Origin of the sequence: Hymenobacter crusticola, from assembly GCF_002154225.1 — a bacterium.
GTDB lineage: Bacteria > Bacteroidota > Bacteroidia > Cytophagales > Hymenobacteraceae > Hymenobacter > Hymenobacter crusticola.
In genome coordinates this window covers 1-7,067 of sequence record NZ_MTSE01000063.1, presented here as the reverse complement: position 1 = coordinate 7,067, position 7,067 = coordinate 1, and the positions used below count along the sequence as shown (strand labels likewise).

8 protein-coding genes are annotated in these 7,067 nt (G+C 54.0%); 3 read left to right on the top strand and 5 right to left on the bottom strand.

The genetic code is table 11. The annotated features are described in order from the left end of the window. From BXP70_RS28470 to BXP70_RS28455, 4 genes are all read right to left on the bottom strand, one after another. Positions 1 to 289 (bottom strand): hypothetical protein (locus BXP70_RS28470; RefSeq protein WP_143436774.1); only part of this gene is annotated, 289 nt, incomplete at its 3' end. A 20-nt stretch (positions 290 to 309) separates the two neighbouring features. Next, the gene (locus BXP70_RS28465; protein WP_143436773.1) at positions 310 to 606 is read right to left on the bottom strand and encodes a hypothetical protein; all 297 of its coding nucleotides are present in this window, start codon (positions 604 to 606) and stop codon (positions 310 to 312) included. Positions 607 to 858: 252 nt separating this feature from the next. After that, complete coding sequence (locus tag BXP70_RS28460) at positions 859 to 2,523, bottom strand: T9SS type A sorting domain-containing protein (protein ID WP_086597513.1); 1,665 nt, start codon at positions 2,521 to 2,523, stop codon at positions 859 to 861. Between the two features lie 71 nt (positions 2,524 to 2,594). Beyond that, complete coding sequence (locus BXP70_RS28455; RefSeq protein ID WP_086597512.1) at positions 2,595 to 3,197, bottom strand: SH3 domain-containing protein; 603 nt, start codon at positions 3,195 to 3,197, stop codon at positions 2,595 to 2,597. A gap of 169 nt (positions 3,198 to 3,366) precedes the next feature. On the opposite strand from BXP70_RS28455, the gene BXP70_RS28450 reads away from it, so the two are divergent. Both BXP70_RS28450 and BXP70_RS28445 read left to right on the top strand, forming a co-directional pair. Then, the gene (locus BXP70_RS28450) at positions 3,367 to 3,870 is read left to right on the top strand and encodes a zincin-like metallopeptidase toxin domain-containing protein (protein WP_086597511.1); all 504 of its coding nucleotides are present in this window, start codon (positions 3,367 to 3,369) and stop codon (positions 3,868 to 3,870) included. Continuing rightward, positions 3,867 to 4,181 (top strand): hypothetical protein, encoded by a 315-nt coding sequence (locus BXP70_RS28445; RefSeq protein ID WP_086597510.1) that lies wholly within the window; start codon positions 3,867 to 3,869, stop codon positions 4,179 to 4,181. Before BXP70_RS28450 ends, BXP70_RS28445 begins: the two co-directional genes overlap by 4 nt. Before the next feature lie 210 nt (positions 4,182 to 4,391). Here BXP70_RS28445 and BXP70_RS28440 read toward each other — a convergent pair whose 3' ends face one another. Next, on the bottom strand, positions 4,392 to 5,021 hold the full coding sequence (locus BXP70_RS28440; protein ID WP_086597509.1) for a DUF6624 domain-containing protein: 630 nt from the start codon (positions 5,019 to 5,021) through the stop codon (positions 4,392 to 4,394). A gap of 425 nt (positions 5,022 to 5,446) precedes the next feature. Here BXP70_RS28440 and BXP70_RS28435 point away from each other — a divergent pair, with 425 nt between their 5' ends. Beyond that, on the top strand, positions 5,447 to 6,880 hold the full coding sequence (locus BXP70_RS28435) for an alpha/beta hydrolase (RefSeq protein ID WP_086597508.1): 1,434 nt from the start codon (positions 5,447 to 5,449) through the stop codon (positions 6,878 to 6,880). Positions 6,881 to 7,067: the final 187 nt, after the last annotated feature.

Genomic DNA, 7,067 nt, shown 5'->3' with positions numbered 1-7,067 from the left:
GCATGGCCGGTGGAAAGGGAATAACGAGGTTGTGTAACGCCTGGCCCAGGGACGCAAAGATCTCGGTTTGGAATTCCCGGGTCAGACACTTGATGCGGTGCGAGCGCCCATCGCGTAACGAGAGGTGGATCACGTAAGCTTTGCCGTCGGGCGTGATAAAGCCCTTGTAGCGCTCGCGTCGCTCGTCGGTGATGTCGAGGTACTCGCAGCTGATGGAGAGGATGTCGTCCAGGCGAATCATCGTGGCGTCGGGGCCAAACTGCAAGAAGGTCGGTGAGGGAGAACGCATGAGGTGGGGCGATGGGTGGCTTACAGGGCTTCACTGCCGGGGATGAGGTGCGCCTGCATGGCCTTGCTCATTTGCAGAATGAGCTGCTGCTGGGCCTGTACGCTCGCGCATTTCATGGTCAGGTGCTCGCCATCGAGGAACTCGATTTCGACCAGATACACGACGCCTTCCGGGGAGATGTGGCCTTTCAGGGCTTCCCGGTTGGCGGCCGTCACCGGCAGGGTGTCCCGGGTGACGGCGCGGATCTGTGTCGTATTGAGCAGGCACTCCCCATGGGAGCCAAACTGAAGAAAGGTCGGGAAGGGAGCAGTAGGCATAGGCAAGACGAAATAGAGTGCCAATACTACGGTTCAGCTTGCTGTACCGCCTACACGCTTCGAGTCAAACAGGTCTAACAAGTTGGTAAGGAGGAAGAAAGAATAAAAGAGCGGGGTTGCTAACGCGATGAGTAACCTAATGCGTCCTCTAGCTGAGGGAATGTGCACTGGTTTCACGGCATAAGCCCAGAATCTTGGAGCGTGTGAAAAAGCCCTGACCAAGACAGGGCTTTCGTGGTTTTATTAGAATTCTTACTGCACGAGCAGTCGGCTAGTATAAGTACGTCCCTGCGCATCAGTTGCACGCAGGGTGTATAGACCTGGTGCAATACCATTTAGGGATAGGGCCGCTTCTGTAGAAAAAGTATAGGTGCGCACTATTTGACCTACGGCATCTAGCAGTTGTACCGGACTACTAGTCGTAAGACCAGAAAGGTGTACTTGGCTCGTGGCAGGATTCGGGTAGAGGCTGATCTTGGTGGAACGAGTTGCTTGTGCCGCTAAAACGTTTGTCCCCAGCGTAGCAAGAAAGGTTTCTTGCCTGTTTGCAGTGGTGGCGAGTGTCAACGGACCAAATGCACAATTATTCATAAAACGTCCCAACACGTGTATATCCCCTTGGGCACTCAACCCAAGGCAACTCCCCGCATCATACCCCGCTCCGCCCGCTTGTTGCACCCAGCGAACCTGGCCTTCCGGCGTGTACGCAGCCACTAGAACATCACTGCTACCAGCACTGGTAAGGGTAGCCGTTCCCATCTGGGCTACGCCTTTGAAGTCACCGCTCACGTAGGGGTTGCCCCCTGCATCTAAGCTCACGCTCGTTAATCTGTCTGCGCCAGATCCTCCAACGGGTTGTACCCATTGGAAAGCACCTTGCGCAGAGTACTTCACTAGGCATCCATCATCGTCACCATTACTCGCTACAGTTGTGTTGCCGAAAAGAGCAGCACCTTGAAAGGAACCTACCACGTAGAGATTACCTGCCGCATCTAATCCGCCTTTAGTCATCCGTTCAGTCGCTGGACCACCGAACTGTTGAACCCATTGAAAAGTGCCGTGCGCATCATACTTGGCTAATAGAACATCATCGTCCCCACGGCTAATGAGTGTCGTGGCGCCAAGGACAGCCGGTTGGCTAAATACGTTGAGGACACAAATCTCTCCGGAAGGAGCAACAGCTAGTTGAGGGTTGTAGTAATAGGCCACGAGAGGAGTCGCTAAAAGCGGATCATAGGCGAAGGCTGGCTTAAGAAATTCAACCGCGCCACTGACAGCTGAAAAGCGCGCTAAGAACGTACCGTTATCAGGGTAGGTCACAGTGGAAGTGCCAAACGTAACAGCATGGTCGCAATAGCCGGTCACGTATACATGGCCCATTGCGTCGATGCCGATACCACTATTAAGAACACTGTTGCCTGCCCTTGCAATGCTCTGTTGTACCCACTCCGGTTCCCCTTGCGGAGAATAGCGTATGACAAAGCCTTTAAGAGACGACGTATTACTCGTGAGCAGCAAACTGTTTCCCAGTGCGATCGTGCCGGAAAAGCAACCCGTCACATAGGCGTTGCCTGTAGCATCTACAGTCACATCCAGCGCTAAGTCCCTAGTTGAAGAGCCTAGTTGGCGCACCCAGGCAACGGAACCATCTGGTCGATACTTAGCCAAGTAGCCATCCATTCCTCCCTTACTGGTCAGCGAAACGTTACCGATTGAGGTAGTACCATCAAAACTGCCTGCTTCGTAGGTATTCCCTGAGGCGTCGACGGCTGCTACCAGTGTATATGAAGAGCCGATTCCGATGGCATAAGTGGTTTTCCAGGTAGGTGTTGTTTGCGCCATCGCAGTAAAACTACCGAGTAAGACGAAAGGAAGTACCCTGCAAAGCCACCGCGAAAAAAGAGTAGAAAAGAGCATAGAAGAGAATAAAGCATAACATCTTACTTCTTACAAATACCATGCGGCTCGATCCTAGAAGGGCCTTCTACCTAATAACACTTCATACAGCCTCGCAAACCAGAGCTCTGCGCTTGGGCTTCACTCATCACAAGCGTTTGATAGGTGCAGCGCCGCATGGCTGAACAGTCTTCACTGCTGTGATAGACTTCCGTGCGCCCGTTGCCGCAGATGTAGACCTTAGGCCCAGCCGCTACTTTGGGGGCCGCTTTCCGAGCCGGAGCATGCGTGGATGTACTGTACGCAGCGGAGGTAACTTCTACAGCGGCAACGCTCGTGTACTCGGTGCCGCCATTGACTTGCACCACGTCCCAGTCAATCGTCTCGGCGGTGACTTCTTGTTGATCATCGACGAGGTAGCTGGACTTCACATAGCCGGTATACTCTTGGGCTTCTACTTTACTCCACCCGTCCGCACGGGTATCCAGTACGTGGACTCGGCTTGCCCCATTGATGATGGCTACGGCGAGGGCCGAAGCAGTAGGTTGGGCCCGTAGGGTAAGTGAAGAAGCATTCACGTAGCGGTAAACCTCGGCTTGCTCTTGCGTGACGGTTGGCTCCGTGCTAGTAGACTGTTGGGCAACGCTAGTGAAGGATAGCAGGCAAAAGAGATAGCAGAGTATGCGTCGCCTCATGGGATAATAGCTAAAGAATGGTTTGATAGTGAGTAAAGCAAAGCTCGATCTTTACGCCCAACTGTTGTGCCAAGAGCGCGGACTCTAAGTGTAAGGTGGACCTATTGCTTTCGTACTAGGATCAGGCTCTAAACTCCCTTACCTATGCGGATCTATTTTATCGAGCACTATGGGCAGAGGCCGTAAAGGTTCACGTCGGCAAAAGCGCATCAAACCCGTATCGTTCGAGGAAAGGCGCCGCAGTGGGACGGGGTACCTGGGAAGCAAGCGGTTGACGAAACGGATGCTGGGCATGTACCGGCCTATCCTGGCAGCGAACTACCAGGTGACGTTGATCGTCTTAAAGAAGGGCAGTCCAGTACTAGCGTATATGGACGCGAACGGGATGCGCGCAGGCTTCTCCGCGCCCCAGCAAACCATTTACATTCGGCGAGATGCCACGTATTTTGAGTTAGCGCACGAGATGAAGCACGCCAAGCACTGGGCCCAAGTAGGCGCGCAACCGTACCAAGACCTTTCTACGTTAGAGAAGGAGACGTATGTTTTTCAGGAATTACTGCGCGAAAAGCATAACTTAACTTCAGCGGAACTGCTGGACGCGTTCCGCTATATCAATAAGATTCGAGCCGATCAGGGAATGGATCCACTTGATGCGAGCGTTCTACTACCATGAGCACTGCCCTTTTAACTGCCACCGAGACTACCATCAGCCAGCAGCAAGCCCTGGATCTAGCCCAAGCCACGCTACTAAGCATGCACTTGCGTTACGATGAAGCGGCAGGTTTGCAGGCCAGACTTGCGCGTAAACACGCTTCGGCTCCTCTTGTGTGGACCGTATCGTATCAGACTGAGCCGAATCCGTTCGGTTTTGAGCAGGAGACGAACTACATCGAAGTAGATGGACTAACCGGCGAGGTGCTGGCGATTCTTACCCCACGGGGAGATTTGCTCAAGCGCTTGCCGCAACTGCCAACAGCGCTTTAGGAGAGCTAAGTAGCGAGAGATCTTAAGAAGAAAGCTCTTACCAGCACTGGTGAGAGCTTTTTATTTTAGGCTTGTAAACCAAGCTTGCCTTTCGTTAGCTATCGGAAATCATCGGCTTCTGTGTCCTGACCCACGTCTTGCTCCCGAAAGCACCTACTCTGAGTAGGTGCTTTCGGGAGCGGAGGATACAAGCGTCGGCTTGTGACCTGTCTACTTGTTTAACGCCTTGGGCGTGTTCATTTCTATATGCATCTGGGTCATCATACCCAAGTAGTTTTCCAGCGGTTCCATGCCGATGGCCGCGCGGCGCTGGTTGACATGCGCGGGTTCGCGCAGCGACGTAGGTACTGCTTTGCCCAGACCAGGACCTTTGTACTCTACCTGGGTGCCGTATTCCTGCGGCTGGCCTGTGTTGACGGCGACCCGGTCCACCAGATAGGCGTAATCAGAAGGGTCGGCGTTCTTGTGCTGCACCTCGGGCAGCATCAGCGTGAGTACGCGGCGCTGAAAGTTGGGGTGCGCGTCGGCGTGTTGCACCAGCAGCCAGAAATTGCTAGCGCTTTTTTTTCCTACCTGCCGGCTACCAGGATACCCATACTGGCGCACCATCTTCTCTAAGAGGGGCTGGTGGCGAGCATAGTTTTCCTGTTCCACCTGCACCAAATCCCGGCCAGCACTGTCGGGCTGCTGCTTGACGATACGCTGCATCGGCCACTGATCAACGTAGGCTAGGCTATCGAGCGTTTTACTTAACCGTGGGTACAGCACGGGGCGCGGTGTGCGCTGGGCCGTAGCGTCAGTCAGGCCGGCGAGTGTCAGCAGCAGCAGTAGAAGCTTCATAGAACAGCAACAACGCGGGAAAGAAGCCGCTTAGTATCGCCTAAGATACCAAGCGGCTATCTCTTAGGGAAGGAAACGAACAGCAACGGACTGGGTTAGTGCCGTTCTAAGAACCCAAGCAGTTTCAGGGGGCTAAGGGGCTTTTGGTTACTGTAAGGAGGTGCGGATAGCGGGTTTAGGCTGTCAGACGATACAATGCGGATGATCTGAGCGTTGCATTAGTTGGCCAGGTGCGTACAAGCTGCCATACGGTAGCGTGCGGAAATGGATTAGTAAGCAGTTATGAACTTTATTTGCTTGACTAACTTGCAATACAAGGTACTATGTAATTACATTTAGCCAGTAGGAGTTGCGCAATTGCACCTGGTCTTATATCGCAGGGATTTAGGTGCTGTACGCTGCTATTCTTGCTTGCAAAGAGAAACATGAAAACCATTCCACTAACGCTGCTTTTCCTCTTACACTTCGGTCTGCTCGCTTTTAGTCAGGCCTACCACCCCGTGCTGGAGCCGGCCGTTTGCCCCATCAAGACGGATCCGCGTTTGGTGGTGAAGTACGGCTATCTGGTGGTGCCGGAAAACCGGCAACGCCCCCATGGGCGGAAGGTGAAAATACCCTACCTGTTTGTGCGCCGGCCGGACCAGGATGCTAGGCGCAGGGTCTCGCTGTTCACCACGGGAGGACCAGGCTATAGTACGACGGCAAACATCGACAGTATTGGCTACCAATCGGGTCTGCTAAAGTATGGCGGAACCATTCTCTTCGATCAGCGCGGCACGAAGCGGGCACAACCCTGCCTAGACTGCCCAGGGGTGGAGGAAGCGATAAAGCGTAGTTACCGCACGGGCCTGAATCAAGACAGCTTGACGCGGCTTGCCGTGAAAGCGTGCCGGCAGAACTTCACTCGTCAGGGCATTGATCTGTCGGCCTACAACACCTTGGAGAGCGCTGAGGACATCAACGATTTACGACTTGCCTTGCAGCTGGACTCCTTGAACCTGATTGGTATCTCGTACAGCGGGGGGCTCATGCTCACCGTCGCTCGTACCCATCCCGAAGCGGTTCGCAGCCTGCTGCTGAATTCGCCCCTACCCGGGTACGTGCGCTACGAAGAAGACGGTTTGCTCAATATCAACGAGGCGCTTGAACAAGTCTTCTCGGACGCCACAGCCGCGGACCCAGCAAGGGCTGCGCTACGGAGTCGGTTCCACGCCTATTTTACCAGCATCACGGGCAAGAAATTTACGCTCAACTACCTGGAGAAAGACACCCGCGATAGTTTGCGGATTACCTATACCAAACAGGAGCTACTGGATGCGGTGGTGAACCGGTTAAATAGTACCCAGGTACACACACTTCCCGTTGTGATCGACGACTTGGTGCAGGGGCGCCACCGGGCCTACGTTCGGGAGGTGCTCGATGCCACATTTGCCGGGGATCCGGCGCTTTCCCTGGGCATGCGCTATTCGGTGTACTGTAGCGAGCAGATTGCCTACGCAAACCCAGCCGTGGAAAAACAGCAGCACCAAGTCTTGCCTTGGCTGGCGGGGTACGGGTTCAACAACGTCAACCATGCCCTTTGCGCGTGCTGGAACGTGAAGCCCGAGCCACCCGCAGTAAAAGATCCCGTGTATTCGGCCGTACCGGCTCTGGTGGCAGCCGGTGACCTCGATCCGCTGTGTCGACCCTTCTACAACCAGCTCATCAAGCGTTACTTGCCGAACGCGCAACTGCTATTGCTGCACAACCAGGGACATGGACCAAGCTATACGGTGGACGGGATAGACTATGTGGAGCGCTTTTTAGCCCATCCCTACCAACGGTTGATGTCGACCTCGAAAGACCTGCGCATTGAGTAAAGGAATACCAGCAAACAAGGAAAGTCTCTCCCTGAGGGGCTTTCTAGGTTTCCAAAAACAATTATGTGTTCGACACGCTACTAGGCTATTTGATCAAACGTGTTGATAAATTGCTGCATGGCTTGTAAGCCGATCTGACAAACCTCCGTCAGGTTGTACTCGGCCTTGTTAAAGGAAAGCATGATCA